This window comes from Burkholderia sp. 22088 (genome assembly GCF_052045915.1).
In the GTDB taxonomy this organism is placed as follows: domain Bacteria; phylum Pseudomonadota; class Gammaproteobacteria; order Burkholderiales; family Burkholderiaceae; genus Burkholderia; species Burkholderia cepacia.
The window spans coordinates 321,568-346,438 of record NZ_JBQEPY010000008.1 but is presented as its reverse complement, the minus strand read 5'-3'; the positions used below and the strand labels follow the sequence as shown (position 1 = coordinate 346,438).

At 68.1% G+C, this 24,871-nt stretch carries 24 protein-coding genes and 1 pseudogene; 7 read left to right on the top strand and 18 right to left on the bottom strand.

What is annotated here, in order from left to right; genetic code table 11:
* Positions 1-249 precede the first annotated feature (249 nt).
* On the top strand, positions 250-1,569 hold the full coding sequence (locus tag ACTJLD_RS18035) for an MFS transporter (protein ID WP_027790506.1): 1,320 nt from the start codon (positions 250-252) through the stop codon (positions 1,567-1,569).
* 99 nt (positions 1,570-1,668) lie between these two features.
* On the opposite strand, the gene ACTJLD_RS18030 is transcribed toward ACTJLD_RS18035, so the two are convergent.
* From ACTJLD_RS18030 to ACTJLD_RS18010, 5 genes are all read right to left on the bottom strand, one after another.
* Positions 1,669-2,106, bottom strand: a complete 438-nt coding sequence (locus ACTJLD_RS18030; protein WP_021159306.1) for a DoxX family protein — start codon at positions 2,104-2,106, stop codon at positions 1,669-1,671.
* Between the two features lie 192 nt (positions 2,107-2,298).
* Positions 2,299-2,754, bottom strand: a complete 456-nt coding sequence (locus ACTJLD_RS18025; RefSeq protein ID WP_021159305.1) for an RbsD/FucU family protein — start codon at positions 2,752-2,754, stop codon at positions 2,299-2,301.
* A 79-nt stretch (positions 2,755-2,833) separates the two neighbouring features.
* Positions 2,834-3,235: a nuclear transport factor 2 family protein gene (locus tag ACTJLD_RS18020; RefSeq protein ID WP_124532404.1), complete on the bottom strand. Its 402-nt coding sequence runs from the start codon at positions 3,233-3,235 to the stop codon at positions 2,834-2,836.
* A gap of 138 nt (positions 3,236-3,373) precedes the next feature.
* Positions 3,374-4,876 (bottom strand): aminotransferase class IV, encoded by a 1,503-nt coding sequence (locus ACTJLD_RS18015; RefSeq protein ID WP_081073595.1) that lies wholly within the window; start codon positions 4,874-4,876, stop codon positions 3,374-3,376.
* Positions 4,873-6,024 carry a branched-chain amino acid ABC transporter substrate-binding protein gene (locus tag ACTJLD_RS18010; protein WP_119338098.1) on the bottom strand — a complete coding sequence of 384 codons (1,152 nt, stop codon included), beginning with the start codon at positions 6,022-6,024 and terminating at the stop codon, positions 4,873-4,875. The genes ACTJLD_RS18015 and ACTJLD_RS18010 overlap by 4 nt, the downstream gene beginning before the upstream one ends.
* A gap of 126 nt (positions 6,025-6,150) precedes the next feature.
* Between ACTJLD_RS18010 and ACTJLD_RS18005 the strand changes: the two genes are divergently transcribed.
* On the top strand, positions 6,151-6,633 hold the full coding sequence (locus ACTJLD_RS18005) for an Lrp/AsnC family transcriptional regulator (protein ID WP_027790502.1): 483 nt from the start codon (positions 6,151-6,153) through the stop codon (positions 6,631-6,633).
* Between the two features lie 66 nt (positions 6,634-6,699).
* Here ACTJLD_RS18005 and garD read toward each other — a convergent pair whose 3' ends face one another.
* Positions 6,700-8,253 (bottom strand): galactarate dehydratase, encoded by a 1,554-nt coding sequence (garD, locus tag ACTJLD_RS18000; protein WP_059695353.1) that lies wholly within the window; start codon positions 8,251-8,253, stop codon positions 6,700-6,702.
* Between the two features lie 228 nt (positions 8,254-8,481).
* Here garD and kdgD point away from each other — a divergent pair, with 228 nt between their 5' ends.
* Positions 8,482-9,396 carry a 5-dehydro-4-deoxyglucarate dehydratase gene (gene kdgD, locus ACTJLD_RS17995; protein ID WP_027790500.1) on the top strand — a complete coding sequence of 305 codons (915 nt, stop codon included), beginning with the start codon at positions 8,482-8,484 and terminating at the stop codon, positions 9,394-9,396.
* A gap of 183 nt (positions 9,397-9,579) precedes the next feature.
* On the opposite strand, the gene ACTJLD_RS17990 is transcribed toward kdgD, so the two are convergent.
* Together ACTJLD_RS17990 and ACTJLD_RS17985 are read right to left on the bottom strand one after the other, a co-directional pair.
* Positions 9,580-10,131, bottom strand: a complete 552-nt coding sequence (locus ACTJLD_RS17990; protein WP_021159300.1) for a hypothetical protein — start codon at positions 10,129-10,131, stop codon at positions 9,580-9,582.
* A gap of 336 nt (positions 10,132-10,467) precedes the next feature.
* Positions 10,468-12,045, bottom strand: a complete 1,578-nt coding sequence (locus ACTJLD_RS17985; protein WP_226153468.1) for an aldehyde dehydrogenase (NADP(+)) — start codon at positions 12,043-12,045, stop codon at positions 10,468-10,470.
* A gap of 245 nt (positions 12,046-12,290) precedes the next feature.
* On the opposite strand from ACTJLD_RS17985, the gene ACTJLD_RS17980 reads away from it, so the two are divergent.
* Complete coding sequence (locus ACTJLD_RS17980; protein WP_440659384.1) at positions 12,291-13,670, top strand: MFS transporter; 1,380 nt, start codon at positions 12,291-12,293, stop codon at positions 13,668-13,670.
* A gap of 65 nt (positions 13,671-13,735) precedes the next feature.
* Here the strand turns inward: ACTJLD_RS17980 and ACTJLD_RS17975 are convergent, their stop codons facing one another.
* Positions 13,736-14,461 carry a site-2 protease family protein gene (locus ACTJLD_RS17975; protein ID WP_021159298.1) on the bottom strand — a complete coding sequence of 242 codons (726 nt, stop codon included), beginning with the start codon at positions 14,459-14,461 and terminating at the stop codon, positions 13,736-13,738.
* Positions 14,458-15,420 carry a DUF2167 domain-containing protein gene (locus tag ACTJLD_RS17970; protein ID WP_124918063.1) on the bottom strand — a complete coding sequence of 321 codons (963 nt, stop codon included), beginning with the start codon at positions 15,418-15,420 and terminating at the stop codon, positions 14,458-14,460. The genes ACTJLD_RS17975 and ACTJLD_RS17970 overlap by 4 nt, the downstream gene beginning before the upstream one ends.
* Positions 15,421-15,615: 195 nt before the next feature.
* On the opposite strand from ACTJLD_RS17970, the gene ACTJLD_RS17965 reads away from it, so the two are divergent.
* Complete coding sequence (locus ACTJLD_RS17965) at positions 15,616-16,464, top strand: helix-turn-helix domain-containing protein (RefSeq protein WP_059695363.1); 849 nt, start codon at positions 15,616-15,618, stop codon at positions 16,462-16,464.
* Positions 16,409-16,672 (top strand): annotated as a pseudogene (locus ACTJLD_RS17960) (hypothetical protein); the annotation flags it as partial. The gene ACTJLD_RS17965 and the pseudogene ACTJLD_RS17960, both read left to right, overlap by 56 nt.
* A 50-nt stretch (positions 16,673-16,722) precedes the next feature.
* Here the strand turns inward: ACTJLD_RS17960 and ACTJLD_RS17955 are convergent.
* Complete coding sequence (locus tag ACTJLD_RS17955) at positions 16,723-17,349, bottom strand: LysE family translocator (RefSeq protein WP_059684161.1); 627 nt, start codon at positions 17,347-17,349, stop codon at positions 16,723-16,725.
* 155 nt (positions 17,350-17,504) lie between these two features.
* On the opposite strand from ACTJLD_RS17955, the gene ACTJLD_RS17950 reads away from it, so the two are divergent.
* Entirely contained in the window at positions 17,505-17,969 is a 465-nt protein-coding gene (locus ACTJLD_RS17950; protein WP_059695367.1) for an Lrp/AsnC family transcriptional regulator, read from the top strand.
* Here the strand turns inward: ACTJLD_RS17950 and ACTJLD_RS17945 are convergent.
* The 7 genes from ACTJLD_RS17945 to ACTJLD_RS17915 all read right to left on the bottom strand — a co-directional run bounded on the left by ACTJLD_RS17945 (position 17,966) and on the right by ACTJLD_RS17915 (position 24,860).
* Positions 17,966-19,342 (bottom strand): dihydroorotase, encoded by a 1,377-nt coding sequence (locus ACTJLD_RS17945; protein ID WP_440659383.1) that lies wholly within the window; start codon positions 19,340-19,342, stop codon positions 17,966-17,968. The genes ACTJLD_RS17950 and ACTJLD_RS17945 overlap by 4 nt on opposite strands.
* Before the next feature lie 3 nt (positions 19,343-19,345).
* Entirely contained in the window at positions 19,346-19,906 is a 561-nt protein-coding gene (locus tag ACTJLD_RS17940) for a gamma carbonic anhydrase family protein (RefSeq protein WP_124673069.1), read from the bottom strand.
* Complete coding sequence (locus tag ACTJLD_RS17935; protein WP_027790491.1) at positions 19,903-20,484, bottom strand: 6-pyruvoyl trahydropterin synthase family protein; 582 nt, start codon at positions 20,482-20,484, stop codon at positions 19,903-19,905. Before ACTJLD_RS17935 ends, ACTJLD_RS17940 begins: the two co-directional genes overlap by 4 nt.
* Entirely contained in the window at positions 20,478-21,398 is a 921-nt protein-coding gene (folE2, locus tag ACTJLD_RS17930; RefSeq protein ID WP_440659382.1) for a GTP cyclohydrolase FolE2, read from the bottom strand. The genes ACTJLD_RS17935 and folE2 overlap by 7 nt, the downstream gene beginning before the upstream one ends.
* Before the next feature lie 58 nt (positions 21,399-21,456).
* Positions 21,457-22,665: a zinc metallochaperone GTPase ZigA gene (gene zigA / locus ACTJLD_RS17925; RefSeq protein ID WP_333995096.1), complete on the bottom strand. Its 1,209-nt coding sequence runs from the start codon at positions 22,663-22,665 to the stop codon at positions 21,457-21,459.
* A gap of 135 nt (positions 22,666-22,800) precedes the next feature.
* Positions 22,801-24,012 carry an acyl-CoA dehydrogenase family protein gene (locus ACTJLD_RS17920; RefSeq protein ID WP_060083758.1) on the bottom strand — a complete coding sequence of 404 codons (1,212 nt, stop codon included), beginning with the start codon at positions 24,010-24,012 and terminating at the stop codon, positions 22,801-22,803.
* A complete protein-coding gene (locus ACTJLD_RS17915) occupies positions 24,009-24,860 on the bottom strand; it encodes a hypothetical protein (protein ID WP_124838824.1) in 852 nt (283 codons plus the stop codon). Before ACTJLD_RS17915 ends, ACTJLD_RS17920 begins: the two co-directional genes overlap by 4 nt.
* Between the last annotated feature and the right edge of the window lie 11 nt (positions 24,861-24,871).

Genomic DNA, 24,871 nt, shown 5'->3' with positions numbered 1-24,871 from the left:
GGCCGCACGCTCCGAAGCCTTCCCCGTCGCCCACCCGCGCACGCATTTCGCGCTCCTGTAGAATCCTCCCACCCGCTTTGACGCTTCGTCCCTGCCGTGCCCCATCCCGGTGCGGCGGCGCGTGTTGCGCGCCTCACCCGGCACACGACACGCTTCGACGATGCAAGCCGCGCCTTGTCAGTCCATGCCGATAGCGGGCCCTGGAGACGCAGCACCGACAACAACATTCGAAAACCGATCGTCCTGACCATGCAAGCTTCCGAATTGAGCGGCGTGCCTCGCGCCGCCGAACGCGCGCTCACGCGCAGCGACTACAAGACCCTTGGCCTTGCCGCACTCGGCGGCGCCCTCGAGTTCTACGACTTCATCATCTTCGTGTTCTTCGCGCCGGCGATTGGGCAACTGTTCTTCCCGCACGACATTCCCGACTGGCTGCGCCAGTTGCAGACGTTCGGCATCTTCGCGGCCGGCTATCTCGCGCGTCCGCTCGGCGGCGTGATCATGGCGCACTTCGGCGACCTGTTCGGCCGCAAGCGGATGTTCACGCTGAGCGTGCTGATGATGTCCGTGCCGACGCTGCTGATGGGCCTGCTGCCGACCTACGACACGATCGGCATCCTCGCGCCGGTGTTGCTGCTGCTGTTCCGCGTGCTGCAGGGCGCGGCAGTCGGCGGCGAGGTGCCGGGCGCGTGGGTGTTCGTGTCCGAGCACGTGCCGTCGCGTCATATCGGCTATGCATGCGGCACGCTGACCGCGGGCCTGACGGCCGGCATCCTGCTCGGCTCGCTCGTCGCCGCCGGCATCAACAGCCGTTACTCGACCGCCGAAGTCGCCGCGTTCGCATGGCGCATCCCGTTCCTGCTCGGCGGCGTGTTCGGCCTGTTCTCCGTGTACCTGCGTCGCTGGCTGCATGAAACGCCGGTGTTCGCCGAAATGAAGGCGAAGAAGGCGCTCGCGGCCGAGATTCCGCTGAAGGCCGTGCTGCGCGACCACGGCCGCGCGGTGATCGTGTCGATGCTGCTCACGTGGATGCTGTCGGCCGCGATCGTCGTCGTGATCCTGATGACGCCCGCGCTGCTGCAGAAGCAGTTCCACCTGACGCCCGCGACGACGCTGTTCGCGAACAGCGTCGCAACGCTGTGCCTGACCGCCGGCTGCATCACCGCGGGTTCGCTCGCGGGCTGGATCGGCGCGAAGCGCGTGCTCGGCATCGGCGGCATCGGGCTGGCCGCGTGCTACTACCTGCTGTTCGTGCAGGTCGCGGCCGATGCGTCGACGCTGCCGCTCTACTACGGAATCGCGGGCTTCATGGTCGGCACGATCGGCGCGGTGCCGTTCGTGATGGTCAAGAGCTTCCCGGCCGTCGTGCGCTTCTCGGGCATCTCGTTCTCGTACAACGTCGCGTATGCGATCTTCGGCGGCCTCACGCCGGTGATCGTGTCGCTGATGATGAAATCGAATCCGCTCGCGCCGGTCGTGTACGTCGCGGCGATCTGCGTGCTCGGCGCGATCGCCGTGCAGTTCTCGAAGGATGCGAAGGACGTGAAGGACGTGAAAGGCACGCACTGAACGCCGGCGCCCGCTTGATGAACGAAGGGCCGAATCCCGCGGCGTGCGGGATTCGGCCCTTTTGCCTTGCCTCGGCCTGGCGGCGCGAGTCGGCCCGGTTCAACGCAGCACGCCGTACGACGAACTCGGCCGGCGCAGCGCGTCGATACTCGCGCCGCCGGCGCCGGTGACGAACAGCAGCAGGAACCCGCCGGCGATCGCGACGTTCTTCCAGAAGTGAATCACCATGTCGTGCTGAACGGCGGCGCTCGTCGCGTCCCAGAAATTGTGCCCGACCATCGCGGTCGCGATCGTGTAGACCGCCATCAGCAACGCGAGCGGCCGTACCTTGTAGCCGACGATCAGCAGCAGGCCGCCGAGCCCCTCGATCGCGACGACGATCGGCGCGACGACCTGTTGATAGGGCACGTTCATTCCGTGCAGATACGCGATGAAATCGCTGTAGCCGAGCAGCTTCATGATGCCGCCCCACAAGAACAACGCCGCCAGCGCCAGGCGTGCGAAAAAAATGACGCCGGAATCGACGGTACGCGTCATGCCTCTCTCCTCGTATGCAATTCGGCCGCTTGCCCCGGGCGCGCCCGGGCGGTTCGACGCCGCGCGGCCCGGGAGGGGGCGCGGCAAATGGGCCAGCATAGAGGGTCTTTTCGCCGTGTCCAAGAAAAAGGTTGTAGCAAATCTTTACACTGCGGCGGCCGCGCCGGCGGCTCGACGCACTGAAAAACGCGTTTAGCCCGCGTCGCTCAACAACACGCCTTTCTTGAAGATGAAGCAGCCATAGCCGCGCAGCTCGCCGGTGACGATCACCGCGTAGGCCTGCTGCGCGCGCTCGTAGAACGCGAAACGGTCGATGCCCGCGAGCGGCACCGCGCGCCCTTCCGCGCGGTCGATCTCGGCCTGCACCTCGCGCTGCACGGGCGGCACCGCGGCTGCGTCGCCGACGACTTCCATCCGCCATGCGGGTGTGTCAACGAACGTGTCGAGCGGCAGCACGGACAGCACCGCGCGCACGACGCGCGCGGAATCGGCGCCGTCGATGCGCAACGCGCGGCCGACCACCGTGTGCTCCGCGACGGATTCCGCCGGGAAATTCGCATCGCAGATCGCGATTTCGTCACCGTGCCCCATCGCACGCAGCGTGTGCAGGATGTCGGCGTGCAGCAGCGGGTCGAGATTCTTCAGCATGTCGGCTAGTCTCCGGGATCAGGAACGAATCGCATAACGTTACCCGATCCCGGTGGCCGTTGCGCATGCATCGCTCGCGTCACGGCGCCGCGGCCGGCATCTCGTCGATGAAACCGGTGACCGTCGCGAGGCGGCCGGACGCGTCGACCGTGCCGAAGTCCGAACCCTTCACGATCGCCGCGCCGTCGGGCGACACGAGCGCCCACGAGAACCGCAGGTGCTGGCCGAACGCGTCGACGTCGGTCGTGCGGCGAAAACGGAACGCGGGGAAGCGCGCCTGCACGGCCGCGATCATTGCGTCGATGCCCGCGTGGCCGTCGCCGGCCATCAACGGATCGCGATAGGCCGCGTCGCTCGCGTAGGTCGCGTCGATCAGCGCGCGGCGGCGCGCGACGTCGGGTTCGTTCCATGCGTCGAAGTAGCGGTCGATCAGGTCGGCGTGAATGGACGAGGCGGACAAAGCGGATTGAGCGGTGTTCATGGCGAGGCTCCTTGTGTCGATGAGGGGACGAGGTCGCGAACGTTGCGTGTTTCGTATTCGCGTGCCGTCATCGTCGCCGGCCTCGCGCGGGCGGTCGATTACGTACGAGGTAAGGAAATCGCGCCCGCGCCGCCGCGATCAGCCGGCCGCGTAGTTGGCCGCGTAGTCGACCGCCAGGCTCCACGCCGGATCCTCGTGCTTCGCCCAGTACGCGTCGAACAGCCGGCGCGTCATCGGGCCCGGCCGGCCGTCGCCGATCGGTGCGCCGTTCAGCCGCGTGACGGGCATGATCCCGCCGGCCGTCGACGTGATGAACACCTCGTCGGCTTCGCGCAGTTGCGCATCGTCGACGCGGCCGGCCTGCGCGTCGATGCCCATCGACGCCGCCAGCTCGAACACGGTCTGCCGCGTGATGCCGTGCAGCACGCCGCGCTCGGGCGTCCGAAGCCGGCCGTCGCGCACGATGAAGACGTTGAACCCGGGCCCTTCGGCGATGCTGCCGTCCGTGCACTTCAGCACGACCGACTCCGCACCCGCGTCATACCCCTTCAGCAGCCCGGCGACGAGGTCGAGCCAGTGGTAGTTCTTGATCTGCGGATCGACCGATTCGGGCGGAATCCGCCGCACGTCGTCGACCAGATGCAGGTGCAGGCCCTCGCGCAACTGCCGCTCGTTCGCGACCGAGCCGTACGGCACCGCGAACGCGATGAACTGGTTCACCGCGTCGCGCGGGTCGCGGCTGAAGGTGGGCGATACGCCGCGCGTGCACAGCATTTCGACGTACGCGTTGCGCAGGCCCGAGCGGCGCACGCATTCGACGAGGATGTCGCGCAGCGCGTCGTCGCCCAACGGCACGTCCAGCCGCAGCCTCGCCAGCGAGCGCCTGAACCGCGCGATGTGCCGGTCGAGGCGGAAGAAGCGGCCGTTCCACACGTGCACGGTGTCGTACGTGACGTCCGAATGCAGGAAACCCCAGTCGAGCACCGACACGCGCGCGTCGGCGATCGGAACGAAGCGGCCATTCATGTACGCGGCGCCCGGCGGATACGCGGATGCTTCGGCGGACTGAATGCTCTCCGGCGCCGTACGTTTCACGTCGGGCGCGTGCGGCGCGTAGTCGACCTGCGCGACAAACGACGCGCGATCGGCGTCGAACACGCTGCGATGCACGACCGCATTCGGCCCCGCCGCGCGATCGAACGACAGCTTGCCGTCGAGATGGTCGATCTCGTGCTGCATCAGCTCCGACACATCGGGCGACAGCGCGTCGCGCCGATGCAGCTCGCCATCGAGCGTCGTGTACTGCACGCTCACCGATGCGTGGCGCTCGACACGCACGAACAGGTCGGGAAAGCACATGCAGTCGTCCCACAGCGTCATCCGCGCGTCGCTGCGCCACACGATTTCGGGGTTCACGATCACGTCGGGCCAGCCGTCCAGCGCGAGCGCGATCATCCGTTGCCCGACGCCGATCTGCGGCGCGGCGACCGCGCGGCCGAAACCGTGTTCGTCGCGAAACGCGCGCAGCGCGGCGCGCAGTGCGCCGGCGGCTTCGCGTACGGCGGGATCGGTAACGTCGCCGACCGGCCGCGCGACGTCGCGCAGCGATGCGGTGCCCACCGGAAGAATCCGCGTATTCATTTCACTACCTCCGACAAAGTCACCTTGTTGCCTCCCTTGAACGTCGAAATCGTTGCCGCCGGATTACGCAGCTCGCCGTTCGCGTCGAACGCGATCCGGCCGGTCACGCCCTGGAAGTCGACGCGATGCAGCGCGTCGACGATCTTCGCCGGATCGGTGGACTGCGCGAGCATCACCGCGTGGTAGACGGCCATCATCGCGTCGTAGGCGTACGGTGCGTAGAGCTGCACGGGGGCGCCGTACTTCCGCGTGAAGCGCGCCGCGAACGCGGGGCCGCCCGGCATCTTCGCGAGGCTTCGGCCGCCGTCCGCGCACACGAGGTTGCCGTCGAGTGCATCGCCGGCCAGTTTCAGGATCTCGTGCGTGCACAGACCGTCGCCGCCCAGCAGCGGCACGGCGATCCGCAGCTTCTTCATCTGCTTGAGCATCGGCCCGCCCTGCGTGTCCATGCCGCCGAAGAAGATCGCGTCGGGCGCACGGCCCTTGAGCAGCGTCAGCGGCGCGCCGAAGTCGAACGCCTTGTCGGTCGTGTATTCGCGTGCGACCACGGCGGCGCCCGTGTTCCCGAGCCCGCCGGCGAACACGTCCGCGATGCCCTGCCCGTAGGCCGTGCGATCGTCGACGACACCGATGCGGCGCGCGTGCAACTGCTCGACCGCATAGCGCGCGACTGCCTGCCCGAGAAAGTCGTCGTTCGCGAGCATCCGGAACGTGGTGCGATAGCCGAGACGCGTGAACGCCGGATTGGTGGCCGACGGCGTGAGCTCCGCGATGTTCGCCGTCGCGTAGAGCCGCGCGACGGCGATCGACGTCCCCGAATTCTGGTGGCCGATCACGGCGCTGACGTGCGTATCGACGAAGCGCTGCGCGACCGTCGTCGCGACCTTCGGGTCGGCCTGGTCGTCCTGCGCGTCGAGCACGAACGTGACCGGATGCCCGGCGACGCCTGGATGCGCCGCGTTGATTTCGTCGATCGCGAGCCGAATGCCGCGCGCGCTGTCCTCGCCGAAATGCGCCTGCGCACCCGTGAGCGCGCCGGCAAAACCCACGACGACCGTATCCGCGCCGAACGCGGGAACGGCCGGTACAAGCGACACAAGTGGCACCAGCAGCACGAGCGGCGCCAGCAGCAGATGTCGGAAACGCATGATGTTTTCCTCGCAGCTTCATCGTTGACGGGTGCTACGATTATCGGCAGCCGTCGCGAAATCCGATAAACATCGGGCGGCATCATTCGCGAGTTTGTTTCGTTTTTTCTCTCCGAAGGAAATCCGATGAATCCCGCCGCCACACCGCTCGACGACTTCGACCTGCGGATCCTCGCCCGCCTCCAGCACGACAACCAGATCACCAACCAGGCGCTCGCCGCCGAGATCGGCCTGAGCCCGCCCGCATGCCTGCGCCGCGTGAAGCGGCTGCGCGACGAGCGCTATATCCAGCAGGACGTTTCCGTCGTCGATCCGACCAAGGTCGGCCTCCCGTTGACGATGCTCGTCCTCGTGCAGGTCGAGCGCGAACGGGTCGACCTGCTCGACGAATTCAAGCGGTTCCTGAAGTCGCTGCCGGAAGTCATGCAGTGTTATGTGGTGACGGGGCGCGCCGATTTCGTGCTGATGATCGCGATGCGCGACATCGACCACTACGAGGAGTTTTCCACGCGCGTATTCCGGCAGCACCACAACATTCGTCACTTCGAAACGATGGTCGTGATGTCGCGCGTCAAGGTCGGGCTGTCGCTGCCGATCGACATCGCATAACGATCGCCGCAATGAAAACGGGCGCCGTCGGGCGCCCGCATCGTCCGGCGGCATCGGCCGCGCGCGTCAGGTCACCGGCGCCGGATTGAACAGCGTCAGCGCATTCGCGAGCTTCCACTGCTCGGCCCACGTGCGGCGCTTGCCGCTCGCGACGTCGAGCATCAGCCGGAACAGTTCCCAGCCGGTGTCCTCGATCGTCGCCGCGCCGGTCGCGATCCGCCCCGCGTCGAGATCCATCAGGTCGTGCCAGCGGCGCGCGAGATCGCTGCGCGTCGCGACCTTGATCACCGGCACCTGTGCGAGGCCGTACGGCGTGCCGCGGCCGGTCGTGAAAACGTGCAGGTTCATCCCGGCCGCGAGCTGCAGCGTGCCGCAGATGAAGTCGCTCGCGGGCGTCGCCGCATAAAGCAGCCCCTTCTGCTTCGCGCGATCGCCGGGACGCACGACACCAGCGATCGGCGCGCTGCCCGACTTCACGATCGAGCCCATCGCCTTCTCGACGATGTTCGACAGGCCGCCCTTCTTGTTGCCGGGCGTCGTGTTCGCGCTGCGGTCGACGCGGCCGCGCTGCAGGTAACGGTCGTACCAGTCCATCTCGCGAATGATCTCGCGCGCAACGTCCTCGTTCGCCGCACGCGACGTGAGCTGCGCGACACCGTCACGCACTTCCGTCACCTCGGAGAACATGATCGTCGCGCCCGCGCGCACCAGCAGGTCGGCCGCGAAGCCGACGGCCGGATTCGCGGTGAGCCCCGAGAACGCGTCGCTGCCGCCGCACTGCACGCCGACGACGAGATCCGACGCAGGGCACGTCTCGCGGCGGCGGCGGTTCAGCCGCTCGAGATGCGATTCGGCCATCTTCATGATCGAGTCGATCATCGAGTTGAAGCCGACGTGCGCGGCGTCCTGCAGGCACACGACACCGCCGTTGTCGCCGGCGCCGTCGGCCGCCACCGGAATCGCGCCGGGCGGCAGCAGGCGCTCGGGCTGAAGCTTCTCGCAGCCGAGGCTCACGGTCATCACCTCGCCGCCGAAGTTCGGATTCAGGCTGATGTTGCGCAGCGTACGGATCGGGATGTCGGCGTCGGGCGCGTCGATCGCGACGCCGCAGCCGTACGTGTGCTCGAGCCCGACCACGTCGTCGACGTTCGGGTAGCGCGGCAGCAGCTCGGCCTTGATCCGCCGCACCGCATGCTCGACGACGCCCGACACGCACTGCACGGTCGTCGTGATCGCGAGGATGTTGCGCGTGCCGACCGAGCCGTCGGCATTGCGGAAGCCCTCGAACGTATAGCCTTCGAGCGGCGGCAGAGGCGGCGCGGCACGCGTCGCGAGCGGCAGGTTGTCGAGCCCCGGCGGCTCGGGCATGCGCATCGTGCGCTCGTTGACCCAGCTGCCGCGTCGCAGCTCGGCCAGCGCATAACCGATCACCACGTTGTAGCGGACGATCGGGTCGCCGGCCGCGAGATCGACCAGCGCGACCTTGTGCCCCTGCGGCACGCCTTCGCGCAGCGTCAGCCCGTCGGCGAACGTCGCGCCCTCGGGCAGGCCGCCGTCGTTGACGACGATCGCGACGTTGTCGTCCGGATGCACACGGATGTAGAGCGGGGAAGCAGTCATCGGAAATCCTGGAGGCTGTCGGCCATATTGTTAGTCATCATACGACATTCAACTCTGGCCGGCGATGCTGCGTAAACCCTTATCCGGAAAGACCCTATCATTTACCCGCCAGCAAACCGCTTGCGTGGTCCTTTCCCTCGTTGTACGATGACATACAACGACATCGCCAATTTGGCTCGTATGCCGTTCCCGACGAACCAGCACTCGCGCTAGACGGACGACCCGACCATGACTTCACCGCAAGAACTCAAACAGATCATCTCCCACGGCCTGCTGTCCTTTCCGCTGACGGACTTCGACGCCGACGGCAGCTTCCGCCCGTCCACCTATGCCGAGCGCCTGGAATGGCTCGCGCCGTACGGTGCGAGCGCGCTGTTCGCGGCCGGCGGCACCGGTGAATTCTTCTCGCTCACGCAGCGCGAGTATTCGGACGTGATCCGCGTCGCGACGGAAACCTGCAAGGGCAAGGTGCCGATCCTCGCCGGCGCGGGCGGCGCGACGCGCGTCGCGATCGAATATGCGCAGGAGGCCGAGCGCCTCGGCGCGAGCGGCGTGCTGCTGATGCCGCACTACCTGACCGAAGCCAGCCAGGAAGGGATCGCCGAGCATGTCGAGCAGGTGTGCCGCGCACTGAAGATCGGCGTCGTGGTGTACAACCGGGCGAATTCGAAGCTGAACGCCGACATGCTCGAGCGCCTCGCCGATCGTTGCCCGAACCTGATCGGCTTCAAGGACGGCGTCGGCGAAATCGAAAGCATGGTGACGATCCGCCGCCGCCTCGGCGACCGCTTCGCGTATCTCGGCGGCCTGCCGACGGCCGAAGTCTATGCCGCCGCGTACAAGGCGCTCGGCGTGCCGGTGTATTCGTCGGCCGTGTTCAACTTCATCCCGAAGACGGCGATGGAGTTCTACGAAGCGATCGCGAAGGACGACCACGCGACGGTCGGTCGCCTGCTCGACACGTTCTTCCTGCCGTACCTGAAGATCCGCAACCGCCGCGCGGGTTATGCGGTCAGCATCGTGAAGGCGGGCGCGAAGCTCGTCGGCCACGACGCGGGCCCCGTGCGGGCGCCGCTCGTCGACCTCACCGAGGCCGAAGCGGCCGAACTCGACGTGCTGATCAAGAAGATGGGCCCGCAGTAAGCGGGTACGGCCTGCGCGGCGCCTTGATCGGCCCCCCCCAGGCCGGTTGTCGCGTCGCGTGCCGGTTCGACGGTATCTCGACCGTTCGCAGTAGTATCCGCGCACCCATCCGCCGCAACGGGTGCCGGCTCCGGCGCAGCGCTTCGCATGACGCCACCCCGCCTCGCAGGCCGTCCGGCCGCGTCACATCTGCGCGATGATTCCGACGATCCGGTGGCGCACGTTCGCGAGCCTGACCCGCGTCGCCTCGATCTGCCCCTGTGTGCCCGCCCGCGCGCGTGCATTCGATTCGCCGTCGAGAATCTGCCCGAGCACGTCGCGGTCGACGACCGCATCGAAGAACCGGCCGACCGTGATCGTCGCCGACTGCTTCGCGGTCGCGAGCTGGCTGTTCGCCTGCAGCAGTGCTTCGGTGCGCAGGCCCGGGTCGCGTTCGTCGATGCCGCGCCGGTACTGGAGCGCGAACACCAGCGCTTCCATGTCCTGCCGGAAACGGCGCACGGCTTGCCCGAACACGAGCGAATGCGCGTCGGCGCCCGTGACGACGCGCCCCTGGTTGATCGTCACGTCGAATTCGCTGCCGCCCAGGTCGCGCTGGAATTCCAGCAGCGCGTTCGCGAGCACGCGCCCTTCGCTGTACTGGCCGACCTGGGTGCGCACGGATTTCGCGACGTCGCCGATCGCTTTCCACAATCCGGCCGCGAACAGGTGATCGCCACGCTTGTTGATGTTCATCGGGGGTTCCCTCGTTGTCTTTTGTCGGTCTCTCAGGCTCGCCTGCGGGCCGGCTGGCCCGAGGCTTCGCTACTGTAGGAGAAAACCGGGTGACGGGGAAGACGGCAAGATCCACGGCAGTCACGTACCCCGAGGCCGCTGCTCCGACCGCCGACTTCCATGCTGCCCCGACATGATTCTTGTCGACACTTCGAACAAACCCGTCAGCACCGAAACCCGCCATGCAAAAAAGGCGGAAGCGGCCCACCGGCCACATCCGCCTTTTGGTTTCCGCGTGCCGGCACCGCCCCCGACGCACCGGCCGCCGGAAATCACACGCTCAATCGTCGCCGCCCGTCACTCCGCCTTCCCGTCCCGCAGCCGCGGAATCGCGAGCGGATTCTTCTCCTGCAGCCCTTCCGGCAGCAGATCGTCCGGGAAATCCTGGTAGCACACCGGGCGCAGGAAACGCTCGATCGCCGTCGCGCCGACCGACGTGACGGACGGGTTCGACGTCGCGGGGAACGGCCCGCCGTGCACCATCGCGTCACACACCTCGACGCCGGTCGGGTAACCGTTCACGAGCAGGCGCCCGGCCTTGCGTTCGAGGATCGGCAGCAGCCGGCGGGCCAGCGGCTTGTCGTCGGCGTCCATCTGCAGCGTCGCCGTGAGCTGGCCCTCGAGCGCGTCGAGCACGCGCGCGACTTCGTCGAGATCGCGGCAGCGCACGATCAGCGACGCCGGCCCGAACACTTCGTGGCTGAACGCCGGCTCGGCCAGGAACGCCTGCGCGCCGACTTCGTACAACGCGCCGCCGGCCTGGCAGTCGGTCTGCGCGGCCTCGCCCGCGCCGATTTCGCGCACGCCCGGCAATTCGGCCAGCTTGCCGCGGCCATGGCGATACGCATCGGCGATCCCGGGCGTGAGCATCACGCCGGCCGGCTTCTTCGCGAGCGCCTGCGCGGCAACGGATTCGAAGCGGTCGAGATCGGGGCCGTCGATCGCGAGCACGAGGCCCGGATTGGTACAGAACTGGCCGACGCCGAGCGTCAGCGAATCGACGAAACCCGTCGCGATCGCGTCGCCGCGCGCGGCGAGCGCCGCCGGGAACAGCACGACGGGGTTGATGCTGCTCATTTCCGCGTAGACGGGAATCGGCTGCGGGCGGGCATTCGCGATCTGCACGAGCGCCATGCCGCCCTGCCGCGACCCCGTGAAGCCGACGGCCTGGACCGCCGGATGGCCGACGAGCGCCGCGCCGATCACGCGGCCTGGGCCGATCAGCAGCGAGAACACGCCGGCCGGCATCCCGGTTTTCGCGACGGCGGCGCGAATCGCGCGGCCGACCAGTTCGGACGTGCCGAGGTGCGCCTCGTGCGCCTTCACGATCACCGGGCAGCCGGCCGCGAGCGCCGACGCCGTATCGCCGCCGGCCACCGAGAACGCGAGCGGGAAATTGCTCGCACCGAACACGACGACGGGCCCGAGCCCGACTTTCTGCAGCCGCAGGTCCGAGCGCGGCAGCGGCGTGCGGGCAGGCTGCGCGGGATCGATCGACGCGGCGAGGAAGCGGCCGTCACGCACGACACGCGCGAACAGCCGGAGCTGGCCGACGGTGCGGCCGCGCTCACCCTGCAGCCGCGCGACGGGCAGGCCTGTTTCAGCGTGCGCGCGCTCGATCAGCGCGTCGCCGAGCGCGACGATTTCATCCGCGATCGCGTCGAGAAACGCCGCGCGGGCCGCGAGCGGCTGCGCGCGGTACGCGTCGAACGCGTCGCGCGCGAGTTCGCATGCACGCTCGATGTCGGCCTGCGCCGCGACGCCGAATGCCGGCGCGTCGATCGGTGCGCCCTTCGACGGGTCGAACGCGCGCAAGGTACCGGCCGAGCCGGCGACCGCTTCGGCGCCGATCAGCATCTCTCCTGTCAGTTGCATGGGTGTGCTCCGTGGTTCGGGAATGATGGGCTCATTGTAGCCCAGCAGATACGATGTCTGCCGACATGATTTTGCGATTCACGCGGGTCATCGATCTTGCCACACAATGCGCGAATCCCTTATTTATTCGGCCCATGCCCAAATGGTGGACGTTTTGTGTCGTGCCCAACGGGAAAACCCGAGGTTTCCGGGGTCGACCAACCCACATAAACTCCGCACCATGTCATACGACGACGTACATTAAAGTGCCGAATCAGACCACCCCTCGCGATCTTCCGCTCGACCTCGCGCACACCGCGCGCCGGACCGCCGTGCGCTACTGGATCCTGGCGATGCTGTTCGTCGTCACGACGCTCAACTATGCGGATCGCGCGACGCTGTCGATCACCGGCACGCCGATCCGCAAGGCGTTCGGCATCGACCCGGTGACGATGGGCTACATCTTCTCGGCGTTCAGCTGGGCGTACGTGCTCGCGCAACTGCCGAGCGGCTGGCTGCTCGACCGCTTCGGCGCGCGCCGCGTGTACGCGGCCAGCATCTTCCTGTGGTCGGCGTTCACGCTGCTGCAGGGCACGATCGGGCTCGGCGGCAGCGCCGCGTTCGCGGTGGCCGCGCTGTTCGCGATGCGCTTCGCGGTCGGCATCGCCGAGGCCCCCGCCTTTCCCGCGAACGCGAAAGTCGTCGCGAGCTGGTTCCCGACCGCCGAGCGCGGCACGGCGTCCGCGATCTTCAACGCCGCGCAATACTTCGCGGCCGTGGTGTTCTCGCCGCTGATGGCGTGGCTCACGCATGCGTACGGCTGGCACCAGGTGTATCTGTGGCTCGGCCTCGCGGGCATCGCGCTCGCGTTCCTGTGGCTGCGGGTCGTGAAGGATCCGGCCGACCATCCGGCCGTGAACCGCGCGGAGCTCGAGCACATCGAGCAGGGCGGCGGCCTCGTGCGCACGACCGTGCGCGGCACCGACGGCCTGCGCTCGGAAGGCCGCCGCGTGGCGGGCTGGTACTACGTGCGCCAGCTGCTGTCGAACCGGATGCTGATCGGCGTGTATCTCGGCCAGTACTGCGTGAACGTGCTCACCTATTTCTTTCTCACGTGGTTCCCGATCTACCTCGTGCAGGCGCGCGGGATGTCGCTGCTGAAGGCCGGCTTCATGACGTCGCTGCCCGCGATCTGCGGGTTCCTCGGCGGGGTGCTCGGCGGAATGCTGTCGGACGGGCTGATCCGTCGCGGCGTGTTGCTCACGCTCGCGCGCAAGATTCCGATCGTCGGCGGGATGGCGCTGTCGATGGTCATCATCGGCTGCAACTACGTCGACAGCGAAGCGCTCGTGATCGTGCTGATGGCCGTGTCGTTCTTCGGCAAGGGCATCGGCTCGCTCGGCTGGGCCGTCGTCGCCGATACCGCGCCGAAGGAAGCGATCGGCCTGTCGGGCAGCCTGTTCAACATGTTCGGCAACACGGCCGGCATCGTCGCGCCGATCGCGATCGGCTATCTCGTCGGCGCGAGCGGCTCGTTCAACGGCGCACTCGTGTTCGTCGGGCTGAACGCGCTCGTCACCGTGTTCAGCTATCTCGTGATCGTGAAGGACATCAGGCGCGTCGAGCTACGGCATCGCGACGCGTGAGATTCGGCAAAAAGAAGGAAAAGGGAAACGACGGCGGCCGCGTAACAGCGGCCGCCGTTTTGGCGTCAGGCCGCGGAATGCGCGACGCGCAGCATGTCGTGCACGCCGGACGTCATCAGCGCGAGGAACGCGAGCAGGCCGACGTAGCAGAGCGCGTACGTCGTCTTCGTCTCGATCGACGTCGCGTAGTACACGCGATTCTCCGGCGCATCGGGATCGTAGCGCCACGCGCGCTTGAGCTGCGGCAGCGCGAGGATCGCCATCACGATCAGCAGCGGGCTCGGCCGATACACGAACAGCGCGATCAGCACGGGCACGCCCGCGAACCAGATGCGCGGCGACAGCACCGCGGTGATCCGCCCGCCGTCGAACGGCGACAGCGGAATCATGTTGAACAGGTTCAGGAAGAAGCCCGTGTACGACAGCGCGAGCAGCAGGTTGCTGTCGTAGTGGCGCGCGGCCGCGTAGCAGGCCAGTGCACCGAGCGTGCCGACGAACGGCCCGGCGAGCCCGACGTACGCCTCGGTTTCCGCGTCGTGCGGCATCTCCTTCAGCTGGATCCACGCGCCGACGAACGGGATGAAGGTCGGCAGCCCGACGTCGAGCCCGCGCCGCTGCGCGGCCACGTAGTGGCCGGCCTCGTGCACCAGCAGCAGTGCCACGAAACCGGCCGCGAACCGCCAGCCGTAGAACAGCGCGTAGACCGCGATCGACGCGAGCATGGTGCCCGCCGACACGAGCACCTTGCCGAGCTTGAGGCCGCCGAAGATCAGCAGCAACAGCTTCGTCATTCCTTGCGCTCCGTGGCGGATGCATCGGACATGCCGGATGCATCGGCGACGGCCGGCACCGCGGCCGGCTTCGGCTTGCGCCCGAAGAAGCGTTTCAGCGCGGCGCCGCCGGCCAGCAGCGCAACCGCGCCCACCTTGAAGAACTTCACCGCGAACGCGCCGATCAACGCGAGCAGGCCGAGCTTCTTCGCGCCGACGCCGACGATCAGCGCCGCGAGGCCATACTCGGCGACGTGGTCGGTCGACTTGTTGAAATCGGCGTAGCGCTTGCCGTCGTTGAAGCTGATGTTCGACAGCAGTTCGTCGGCCGACGCCTTGTATTTCGGCAGATCGGCGAGCGTCGACGCCATCGTCAGCGACAGGTAGCCGTCGCGGCCGAGCACGAGCGTCCGGTAGTTCACGCCGTCGTTCTCGGCGTTCGGGGCCGCGCCCTTGTCGCGGATGATCGCGGACCACACGAGCCGGTGCGTGGCCGCGTCGTACGCAGGCGCCTTCGCCCAGCCGACCACCTCGGTTTCGGGCAGGCCGCGCTCCTTGCGCCCGGGGTTGTCTTCCTCGGTGCCGGCCTGCAGGCTCTTCAGCAGCTCGTCGGGTTTCCAGTCCTTCGCGTCGTCGTCGCGGATATAGCCGCTCGGCTCGAACGACACGACCGAGATCCAGTCGGCGTCGGGATCGTCGGGCAGCACGAGGCCGACCAGCCTAGTTTCGTCGATCGAGTTGCCCATCGAGCGCAGGTAGCGGCCGGCTTCGGCGGCCGGCACGAACGATTCGCCGGCTTTCAGCTTCAGCACGGCTTCGTGTTTCACATCGATATCGGTCGGGCCCTTCACGACCGCGTCGTTGGCGGCGGCGGCCGCGGCCCTCATTTCCACCTGCGCGGCTTCGGTCTGCGCGTGGCCGCTGATCGCGGTGAATGCAAGCGTCGCCATGCAGGCGAGCCGGACGGCAAGTTTTTTCATTGTTGGATTCCCCTGGAATGCCTTGTCGTAAATATGCACGGCGTCGGCCCTTGCGTTTTCAATCGCGGGTCCGGCGTCGTCTCTCAGTTGGCACGGGGGCTATGGTAACGCAGCGCCGCGACACGCCCGGGGGAGGCGCGATGCTTACGTCGCAGGTAATGCCCAAGGCACTCGGGATTGCCTATCATCTGCTGCATGAACCCGACCGCCGCCCTCCACTCGCCCTCCCCGTCCGCCGGCCGCGCGTCCGGCATCGGCCCGCTGCTGCGCACGTGGCGGCAACGCCGGCGCCTGAGCCAGATGGCGCTCGCGCTCGACGCGGACGTTTCCGCGCGCCACCTGAGCTTCGTCGAATCGGGCCGCGCGCAGCCGAGCCGCGAGATGGTGCTGCATCTCGCGGAGCGTCTCGACGTGCCGCTGCGCGAACGCAATGCGCTGCTCGTCGCGGCCGGCTTCGCGCCGCTGTTCCGCGAACGGCCGTTTTCGGATCCGCAGCTCGATGCCGCGCGCCATGCGGTGGAAGCCGTGCTGCGCGGCCACGAGCCCTACCCGGCGCTCGCCGTGGATCGTCACTGGACGCTGCTCGCCGCGAACCGGATGCTCGGCGCGCTGGTCGCGCAGGCCGATCCGTCGCTGCTGCAACCGCCCGTCAACGTGCTGCGGCTGAGCCTGCATCCGGACGGCCTCGCGTCGCAGATCGTCAACTGGCACGAGTGGCGCGCGCACATCCTGCATCGGCTGCAGCGGCAGATCGATGCGAGCGGCGACCGCGCGCTGCACACGCTACGCGACGAACTCGCCGCGTATCCGGCACCGGCCGGCCAGCCCGACGACACGCATGCGCGCACCGACTTCGCGGATATCGCCGTGCCGTTGCGGCTGCGCACGGCGGCCGGCGAACTGACGTTCTTCAGCACGACGACGGTGTTCGGCACGCCGGTCGACGTGACGCTGTCGGAACTCGCGATCGAGGCGTTTTTCCCCGCGAATCCGGAGACGGTGGAAGCAATGCGGGCGCTCGCGGACGCTTTGCCGGCGCAATAACGCGTGCGCAACGGAGCGTGAAGGAAAGCGGCACACGAACGCCGGCTTCCAGGCCAACGCCGGTGCTGCCGATGCAGTTGCGCTCGGCATCGACAGCTCGGCATCCGCGACCGGCAGCGTCGCGATCGCCCGCGCGACGGCCTCCGCGGTGAATGCGGTCGCCATCGGCGAAGGCGCGAATGCGGCCGACGCGAATTCCGTGGTGCTCGGTTCGAATGCGGCCACGCGCGCGACGACACGCGCACGAGCGCCCCGCCATCAGCGGCGCTCGAGCGCCAGCTTCACCCCGAGCCCCAGCAGCACCACCCCGCTGACGCGGTGCATGCGCGTCAATATCCGCGGGTTGCGGCGGATCGATGCGGACAGCAGGCCGGCGAACACCGCAACCGGCCCCTTGACGAGAAACGTCAGGCCCGCGAAGGTCGCGCCCAGCACGAACAGCGACAGCATCGGATGCGCGGCGCCCGCCGGCACGAACTGCGGCAGGAACGCCAGATAGAACAGCGCGACCTTCGGATTCGACACGTTGGACAGCGCGCCTTGCGCGAACGTACGCAGCCGCGATGCCTGCGCGCCGTCGCCGCTCGCGAGCGTCAGTTCGCCCGACGAGCGCAACAGCGTGATGCCGAGGTACAGCAGGTACAACGCGCCGACCACCTTCAGCGCCGTGAACAGCCATTCGGATGCCTGCAGCAGCGCGCCCAGCCCGAGCGTCGCGAGCATCGTGTGCACGAGCAGCCCGACGCTGACGCCCGCGGCGGTCACGAGGCCCGCGCGCGTGCCGTCGGACAGCGTACGTGACATCACGAGCACCATGTCCTGGCCCGGCGTGACGATGATCAGCAGCGACGTTGCGATGAACGGCAGCCAGGATAGATGCGACATGGGATAGCTCCTGAACGGGATTGCCGGCGGACGGGAATCGCCCGGCCTGTCGTCGGATTATCGGCGCCTTCCCATGGAGATTGGATGCGTATTCGGCTACTTTGACTATCAGTTTTGGCGCTATTCTCTAGCATTCACCGCTCGAGTAGTAAAAAATGCCAATCAAACTGGATGCAATCGACCGGCGCATTCTGCGTGCGTTGCAACGGAATTCGAACCAGACGAATGCCGAACTCGCGCAACAGGCCGGGCTGTCCGCCACGCCCTGCCTGCGCCGCGTTCACCTGCTCGAGGAACAGGGCGTGATCGACGCGTATGTCGCGCTGCTGAACCCGGCCGCCGTCGACCTGCGATTCACGGCGTTCGTGCGCGTCACGCTGGAGCGCCAGGACAAGACGACGGTCGAACGCTTCGCGCGCGAGATGGAGCAGGCGCCCGAAGTGCTCGAATGCCACCTGATGGCCGGCAGCTACGACTATCTGCTGCGCGTGATCGCCCGCGATCTCGACGACTACCAGCGCTTCCAGATGGACACGCTCACGCAGATCGAAGGCGTGCGCAACGTCGAAACCGAGATTCCGCTGAAGCGCATCAAGCAGACGGTTCGCCTGCCGATCTAGGCGTCCAGGAACGTGACGGCCTGCCCCTGCGGCTCCCCGTTCAGCGCGCCGTCTCGCACCACGACCTGCCCGCGCACGACCGTGTGCACGGGCCAGCCCGTGACCGCGCACCCGTCGTACGGCGTCCAGCCGCTGACGCTGGCGATCCATTCGTCGCGGATGATCCGCCGCGCGCGCAGGTCGACGATGCTGAAATCGGCGTCGTAGCCCACCGCGATGCGTCCTTTGCCCGCGATGCCGAAGACGCGCGCCGGCCCGGCGCTGGTCAGGTCGACCAGTCGTTCGAGGCTCACGCGGCCCGCGTGCACGTGATCGAGCATCAGCGGCAGCAGCGTCTGCACGCCGGTCATCCCGCTCGGCGACTGCGGATAGGGCCGGCGTTTTTCGTCGCGCGTATGCGGCGCGTGATCGCTGCCGATCACGTCGACCACGCCGTCGCGAACGGCCTGCCACAGCGCGTCCCGATGATGCCGTTCACGCACCGGCGGATTCATCTGCGCGAACGTGCCGAGCCGTTCGTAGCAATCGGGGGCATGCAGGCTCAGGTGATGCGGCGTGACCTCGACGGTCACGCGCTGCCGGTGCCGCGCGAGCAACGCCATTTCCTCGGCGGTGGACACGTGCAACACATGCAGCCGGCGGCCCGTCTCGGCGGCCAGCGCGACGATGCGCCGCGTCGCCTCCAGCGCGCTTTGCACGTCGCGCCAGCGCGGATGGTCGCGCACGTCGCCGCTTGCTTCGACGAGCGCCCGGCGTGCGCGCAGCCGCGCTTCGTCCTCCGCGTGCACGGCCATGCGCCGCCGCCCGTTGCGCACGATCCGGCGCAACACGGCTTCGTCGTCGGCCAGCAGGTCGCCGAACGAACTGCCCATGAAGACCTTCACGCCCGCGCAGCCCGGCAGCGCTTCAAGCGCCGGCAACCGTTCGGCGTTCGCGGCCGAGCCGCCGATGTAGAACGCGTGGTCGCACCACGCGCGGCCGCGCGCGCGTTCCAGCTTGGCCTGCAGATCCTGCGCGGTCAGCGTCAGCGGATGCGTGTTGGGCATCTCGAAGATCGTCGTGACGCCGCCGAGCACCGCGCCGCGCGTGCCGGCCTCGATGGTCTCCTTGTGCGTCAGGCCCGGTTCGCGGAAATGCACCTGGCTGTCGACGACGCCCGGCAGCACATGCAGGCCGCCGGCATCCAGGAGAACGTCGGCGCTCCACGTGCCATGCAACGCACCCAGCGCGACGACACGGCCATCCACGCACGCGACGTCGACCTGCTCGGCACAGTTGGGTGTCATCGCCGTGCCGCCGTGCACGAGCAGGTCGACATGGCGTCGCTTCAGCGCGTCGGTCGCGCCCTCTTCACGTCGAACGGGTTCGTCCATGGCTCAGAACTCGTTCTGGATGTGCTTGTAGCCCAGCACCAGCGCATTGTTCGTGCGCGCGACGTCCTCGGAGAAGTCGCTCGCGTCGGCCGTCACCTGCGGCAAGACGGCGAGATCGGTTTCCGGCCCGATGCGCTCGGTCGAACGCACGTAGAAGCCCGGCGGCAGGTGGCAGCCGTCGACGACCGCGTTGTAGCGCACCACACAGCCGTCGTCGATGGTGCAGTTGAACAGCACGCTGTTGAAGCCGACGAATACGCCGTTGCCGACCTTGCACGGCCCGTGGACGATCGCGCGATGCGCGATCGACGTGTGCTGGCCGATGGTGACGCTCGCGCCCGACTTCGAATGGATCACCACGCCGTCCTGGATGTTCGAATGCGCACCGATCACGATCGGCGCGATCCGGCCGTCGCCATCCGTTTCGTCGGCGCGGATCACCGCGTACGGGCCGATGAACACGTTCTCCTCGACGATCACGAGCCCGCACAGAATGGCGGTCGGATCGACGAATGCACTCGGGTGTATCTGCGGCAGGTCGCCGCGCGGGTTCTTTCTGATCATCGGGATTCCTGCCTTGACATCGAACGGCCGCGCTTGATCCGCTCGAACAGGCCCGGGTCGCGCCACTGTCCGGCGATGGCCGGCGCGAACACGATGTCGTCCAGATCGATGCGGCCCATGCGCGGGTTGAACGCATCGTCGCGAAAACACTGCGCGTAACCGGTCTCGGTCTCGTGAACGATGATCGAATGCAGCCGCACGCCGGCTTCGCCGTTCGACATGCGCGTGCAGGACAGCGCCGCATCGACGAGGCGAAAGAACACGCGCGAGAACTGCTCGGCGCTCGGCGACACCGGCAGCAGCACCCAGCGCTCGGAATGCCGGCGCATGCTCTCGACATAGCAGGGATCGTCATCCGACCACAGCGTCACCGCGTGGTCGAACGCGTCGATCAGGTCGCGCACGTCGCCCTTGAGCAGCCCGAAGTCGTAGATCATCTGCCCGTGGTCCAGCGCATGCGCCTCGAGCAGCAGCTCGACGCGATACGAATGGCCGTGGATCGAATGCGAACAGCGCCGCGTGCTGCAGCCGCGCACCACGTGTGCGTTCTCGAACCGGAACAGCTTGCGGATCAGCATGCGTCGGCGCCTTCGCGAACCGGCGCGGCCCAGGCCACCGCGTCGTGCGGGTGCAGGCTTTCCAGATGGCGCACGTGCACGCGCGGGTGCGCATGGCGGCCGTCCAGCGCGGCCTGGACCCGGCGCGCGGCATCCTCGACGAACATCAGGTTGCCGCCGTTCAGCACCGCGAACGCCTGCTCGTCCGCGCGCTTGACGGCCGTCTGCACCGGCGTGCCGAGCGCGTGCTCGATGCGATCGATCAGGTCGATCAGCCCGAGCGTCGCGCCATCGGCCGGCAGCCCCACGCTGACGACGGCTTCGCTACGCTGGCTGTGCGGCGTGGCCGCCGTCGCATGCCGTTTCAGCCACGCGGCGACCGCTGCCGGTTCCACGCGATCGTCGCGGCCGAACGCCGCCAGGAACGCCTGTTCGACCCAGTGCCGCGACAGCGCGGCCGAGCACGGGCACGTCGACGAATAGACGACCGTCACCTGCGCGCGCAGCTCGAACCCGACGTCGGTCAGCGTCGCGTCGATCCGGACCGGATAGGCCTTCCACCCGGCAAGCCCGTCGGTCACCAGCGCGACGCGGCGCGCCAGCAGGTTGAAGTGCAGCCGTAGCCGCGCACGGCGCGTGTCGCAGTCGCGATGGCTGTCGACCATCGCCTGCAGCACCGGCCGAAGGCCGGCCGGCGACAGCGCGGCGCCATCGCCGAGCCCGTCGAGCAGCCTGTACAGCCGCGACATGTGGATGCCCTTCACGTGCGGTGCGGGAAGGTCGACCTGCACGTCGGCGCGCGCATGCACGTCGCGCCGGCAGCCGGGCTCGGCCACTGCAACGGGCAGGTCGATGCCCTGCATGCCGACCCATTCGAGCGGGCGGCGGCCCGGCGCGGCATCGGTCAGGGAGATATCGGGAAGGGGGGCATTCATGCTCGGGATCCGGTGGAGCGCCTTCTCCATCCGGATCGATGCAGGAAGCGCGTTCAGGTCAGGGCCAGTCGCGAAACGGGTTGTCCCACGTGGTCCAGTGTTCGGGGCCGGTGGCCATCTCGGCGTCGGTCAGCAGACACGCGTCGAAGCGCGCGCGCAGCGCGGGCTCGTCCATGTCCATGCCGATCAGCACGAGTTCCTGCCGCGCGTCGCCGACGCGCTCGTCCCAGCGGGCGCGGATCTGCGCGACGGCTTCCGCGTCCTGCGGCCAGCGCTCGGGCGGCACGGCCGCCCACCAGTGGCCGGCCGGCCCGTGCCGCGCGACCGCGCCGGCCTGCGACCACGAACCGGCGACGGTCGGATGGGTGGCCAGCCAGTAGAACCCCTTCGAGCGGACGACGCCCGGCCATTCGCTTTCGACGAGCGCGAAGAAACGCTGCGGATGGAACGGCCGCCGCGCGCGGTAGACGAAACTGCGGATGCCGTATGCGTCGGTTTCCGGCGTGTGCGTGCCGCGCAGCTCCTGCAGCCAGCCCGGCGCGCGCGATGCTGCGTCGAAATCGAACAGGCCCGTGTCGAGCACACGCTCGAGCGGCACCTTGCCGAATTCGGCGATCTCGATCCTTGCCCGCGGATTCAGCCCGCGCAGCAGCGCGACCAGCTGCTCGCGTGCGCTGTCGTCGATCAGGTCGATCTTGTTGATCACGATCACGTCGCAGAACTCGATCTGGTCGATCAGCAGATCGACCACCGTGCGCGCATCCTCGTCGCCCATCGATTCGCCGCGCGACTGCAGGCTGTCGCGCGACGCGTAGTCGCGCAGGAAATTGAACGCATCGACCACGGTCACCATCGTGTCGAGCCGCGCGACTTCACCGAGGCTGCGGCCGTCCTCGCCTTCGAACGTGAACGTCTCGGCCACCGGCAGCGGCTCCGAGATGCCGGTCGATTCGATCACGAGCTGGTCGAAGCGCCCTTCGCGCGCGAGCCGGTCGACCTCGATCAGCAGATCCTCGCGCAGCGTGCAGCAGATGCAGCCGTTGCTCATCTCGACCAGCTTCTCGTCGGTGCGCGACAGCCCTGCGCCGCCGTCGCGGACGAGCGCGGCGTCGATGTTGACCTCGGACATGTCGTTGACGATCACCGCGACGCGCCGGCCCTCGCGATTGTTCAGGATGTGGTTGAGCAGCGTCGTCTTGCCGGCGCCGAGAAAGCCGGACAGGACGGTCACGGGAAGCCGCGTGGACGGAGGGAGGGCGGTGCTCATCGGGCGATTCCGGAAGAGGACGTTGAGGAACGAATGATATATTGTATCGCAACGATATAACATATCATTTTGAACGTCCAGCGCGCCGGTCGGGTGTTGTCCGGAGCAGGCCGCGCCCGCTCCGGCGTCAATCCGTCACGTATAGAGCGACGCCGGCGGCAATTCCCCGGTCAACGCGAACCGGCCGACATCACGCAGCCGATAGTCGAGCGGATCGTGCAGCGTATGCGTGCGCGCGTTGCGCCAGAAGCGGTCGAGGCCGAGCGACGCGGCCGTGGCGCGCGCGCCGCATGCGTCGAACAGCGCCTCGCCGTTGTCGAGCGCCGCGCGCTGCGCGACGATCTTCGCCTCCGATACCGCGAGCGCCACCTCGGCGCGCTCGTCCGCCGTCAGCGCATCCTGCCGCGCCCACGCGCGCTGCAACGCGGCCGCCGCGCGATCGGCCAGCGCCGCCGCGGCGATCGCCCGCACGCGCATGTCGCCGAAGCGCTGCAGCGTGTACGGATCGTCGCTCGCCTGCGCGACCTCCGACTGTATCCATGGGCGGCCATGCTTCAGCACGTAGTCGCGCGCTTCCGCCAGCGCACCTTCCGCGAGCCCGACGAACAGGTTCGTCAGCACGAGCTGCGACACGAGCGTGCGCAGCGTCGCGCGCGGTGTCGGCGGCGCCTCGGAGCGGTGCAGCACCTCGTCCGGCGCGAGCGTCACGCCGTCGAAGCTCACGCTGCCGCTGTCGGTCTGGCGCTGGCCGATCGGGTCCCAGTCTTCGTTGACCGTGATCCCCGCGCGATCGGTCGGCACCACGCCGAACACGGTGCGGCCCGCTTGCGGATCGTGCGCGGACACCGTCATGCGCTGCGAGCCGCGCGTGCCCGAACAGAAGCCCTTCACGCCGTCGAGCCGGTAGCCGCCGTCCGGCGTCGCGGTCGCCGCCAGCCGCGTGTCGAGCGGGTTGACCGCATTGCCCCACCACCAGCGATGCTCGACCGTGCCGCGCAGATAGCGTTCGCGCTGTGCCGCGCTGCCCCACACGTCGACGCTCACCACCTGCAGGATCTGGAACCCGACCAGATGCGCGAGCGCGCTGTCGACGCGCGCGATCCGCCGGATCGTGTCGTAGATCGCCGGCCACCCGGCTTCCTGCCCGCCGAATTCGCGCGGCACCGCGAGCGTCAGCAGGCCCGCGTCGGCGAGCCACTGCTTTTCCTGCGCGGCGTGGCCGCCCGCGCGATCGCGCGCGGCGGCGGTTTCGCGCAGCGTTTCGATGACGCGCGCCAGTGCGTCCGGATCGACGGCTGACACATCCGTTGCAGCGGCGAGCGTCGCCGGGCCGCGGGGATCGTTCATGCGACGGCTTCCTGTTCCTGGGTCGAGACAGCTTCCGACAACGGCACGAGTTTCCCGAGTTCGCGCCTGCCGGTCAACCGCGCGAGGATCTCGCGCCGCCAGTCGTCGTAGATCGCGCGGTATTCGGCGATATCCGCGCCGAACACGTGCGCGGTGTGCGCGTATTCGTCGTGCAGGTAACCGTCGAGCCGCGCCTGCGTTTCCTCGTCGGCCGCGATCACGCGCTCGATCAGCGCGTCGCGTTCGGCCGCCGGCAGCGCCTTCAACGTGTCGAACCACCACTGGACGATCTGCACGCGATGCCACTCCTCGTCCGGCCGGATCCGGTTCTCGCCATGCTCGCGCATCGCGCTGTCGCCGATACGGCCGGTCTTGCGCTGGATCCACAGCTTCGCGAGGATGTGCAGCTCGTAATGCCACTCGAACGCGAGAAAGCCCGCGACGTCGCGCACCGCGATGTCGCCGATGCGCGCCCAGTGCGCGGCGACGAGCCGGTCGATTTCCGGCAGCGGATCGCGCCCCGTCAGTTCGGTCACGCGCTCACGGCCGATCACCGCGTGCGCGCCGTCGTCGCCAAGCTGGCGCGACAGGATCAGCTGGAAATGCGGGTCGTCGCGGAACAGCGTGTCGATCGCCTTCGCGACGACCTGCACGATGAACAGGTCGTGCGACGCCATCTTCGTGTAGTAGTCGGCGACGGCGGCCAGTTCGTCTTCGCCGCGCGGCTCGCGCGGCGGTGTCGCCAGTTTGTCCGGGAAGCCGGGACGATGGCGTCGCGCGACGTCCAGGAACAGCGCTTCCTCGAATTGTCCGTTCCATTCGCGCGGCGCGCCGATGGGTAAGGTCATGGGTATCGTTC

Coding starts and splice junctions, on each gene's coding strand:
- ACTJLD_RS18035 (WP_027790506.1), top strand. CDS start 250: ATGCAAGCTTCCGAATTGAGCGGCGTGCCTCGCGCCGCCGAACGCGCG.
- ACTJLD_RS18030 (WP_021159306.1), bottom strand. CDS start 2,106: ATGACGCGTACCGTCGATTCCGGCGTCATTTTTTTCGCACGCCTGGCG.
- ACTJLD_RS18025 (WP_021159305.1), bottom strand. CDS start 2,754: ATGCTGAAGAATCTCGACCCGCTGCTGCACGCCGACATCCTGCACACG.
- ACTJLD_RS18020 (WP_124532404.1), bottom strand. CDS start 3,235: ATGAACACCGCTCAATCCGCTTTGTCCGCCTCGTCCATTCACGCCGAC.
- ACTJLD_RS18015 (WP_081073595.1), bottom strand. CDS start 4,876: ATGAATACGCGGATTCTTCCGGTGGGCACCGCATCGCTGCGCGACGTC.
- ACTJLD_RS18010 (WP_119338098.1), bottom strand. CDS start 6,024: ATGCGTTTCCGACATCTGCTGCTGGCGCCGCTCGTGCTGCTGGTGCCA.
- ACTJLD_RS18005 (WP_027790502.1), top strand. CDS start 6,151: ATGAATCCCGCCGCCACACCGCTCGACGACTTCGACCTGCGGATCCTC.
- garD (WP_059695353.1), bottom strand. CDS start 8,253: ATGACTGCTTCCCCGCTCTACATCCGTGTGCATCCGGACGACAACGTC.
- kdgD (WP_027790500.1), top strand. CDS start 8,482: ATGACTTCACCGCAAGAACTCAAACAGATCATCTCCCACGGCCTGCTG.
- ACTJLD_RS17990 (WP_021159300.1), bottom strand. CDS start 10,131: ATGAACATCAACAAGCGTGGCGATCACCTGTTCGCGGCCGGATTGTGG.
- ACTJLD_RS17985 (WP_226153468.1), bottom strand. CDS start 12,045: ATGCAACTGACAGGAGAGATGCTGATCGGCGCCGAAGCGGTCGCCGGC.
- ACTJLD_RS17975 (WP_021159298.1), bottom strand. CDS start 14,461: ATGACGAAGCTGTTGCTGCTGATCTTCGGCGGCCTCAAGCTCGGCAAG.
- ACTJLD_RS17970 (WP_124918063.1), bottom strand. CDS start 15,420: ATGAAAAAACTTGCCGTCCGGCTCGCCTGCATGGCGACGCTTGCATTC.
- ACTJLD_RS17965 (WP_059695363.1), top strand. CDS start 15,616: ATGAACCCGACCGCCGCCCTCCACTCGCCCTCCCCGTCCGCCGGCCGC.
- ACTJLD_RS17955 (WP_059684161.1), bottom strand. CDS start 17,349: ATGTCGCATCTATCCTGGCTGCCGTTCATCGCAACGTCGCTGCTGATC.
- ACTJLD_RS17950 (WP_059695367.1), top strand. CDS start 17,505: ATGCCAATCAAACTGGATGCAATCGACCGGCGCATTCTGCGTGCGTTG.
- ACTJLD_RS17945 (WP_440659383.1), bottom strand. CDS start 19,342: ATGGACGAACCCGTTCGACGTGAAGAGGGCGCGACCGACGCGCTGAAG.
- ACTJLD_RS17940 (WP_124673069.1), bottom strand. CDS start 19,906: ATGATCAGAAAGAACCCGCGCGGCGACCTGCCGCAGATACACCCGAGT.
- ACTJLD_RS17935 (WP_027790491.1), bottom strand. CDS start 20,484: ATGCTGATCCGCAAGCTGTTCCGGTTCGAGAACGCACACGTGGTGCGC.
- folE2 (WP_440659382.1), bottom strand. CDS start 21,398: ATGAATGCCCCCCTTCCCGATATCTCCCTGACCGATGCCGCGCCGGGC.
- zigA (WP_333995096.1), bottom strand. CDS start 22,665: ATGAGCACCGCCCTCCCTCCGTCCACGCGGCTTCCCGTGACCGTCCTG.
- ACTJLD_RS17920 (WP_060083758.1), bottom strand. CDS start 24,012: ATGAACGATCCCCGCGGCCCGGCGACGCTCGCCGCTGCAACGGATGTG.
- ACTJLD_RS17915 (WP_124838824.1), bottom strand. CDS start 24,860: ATGACCTTACCCATCGGCGCGCCGCGCGAATGGAACGGACAATTCGAG.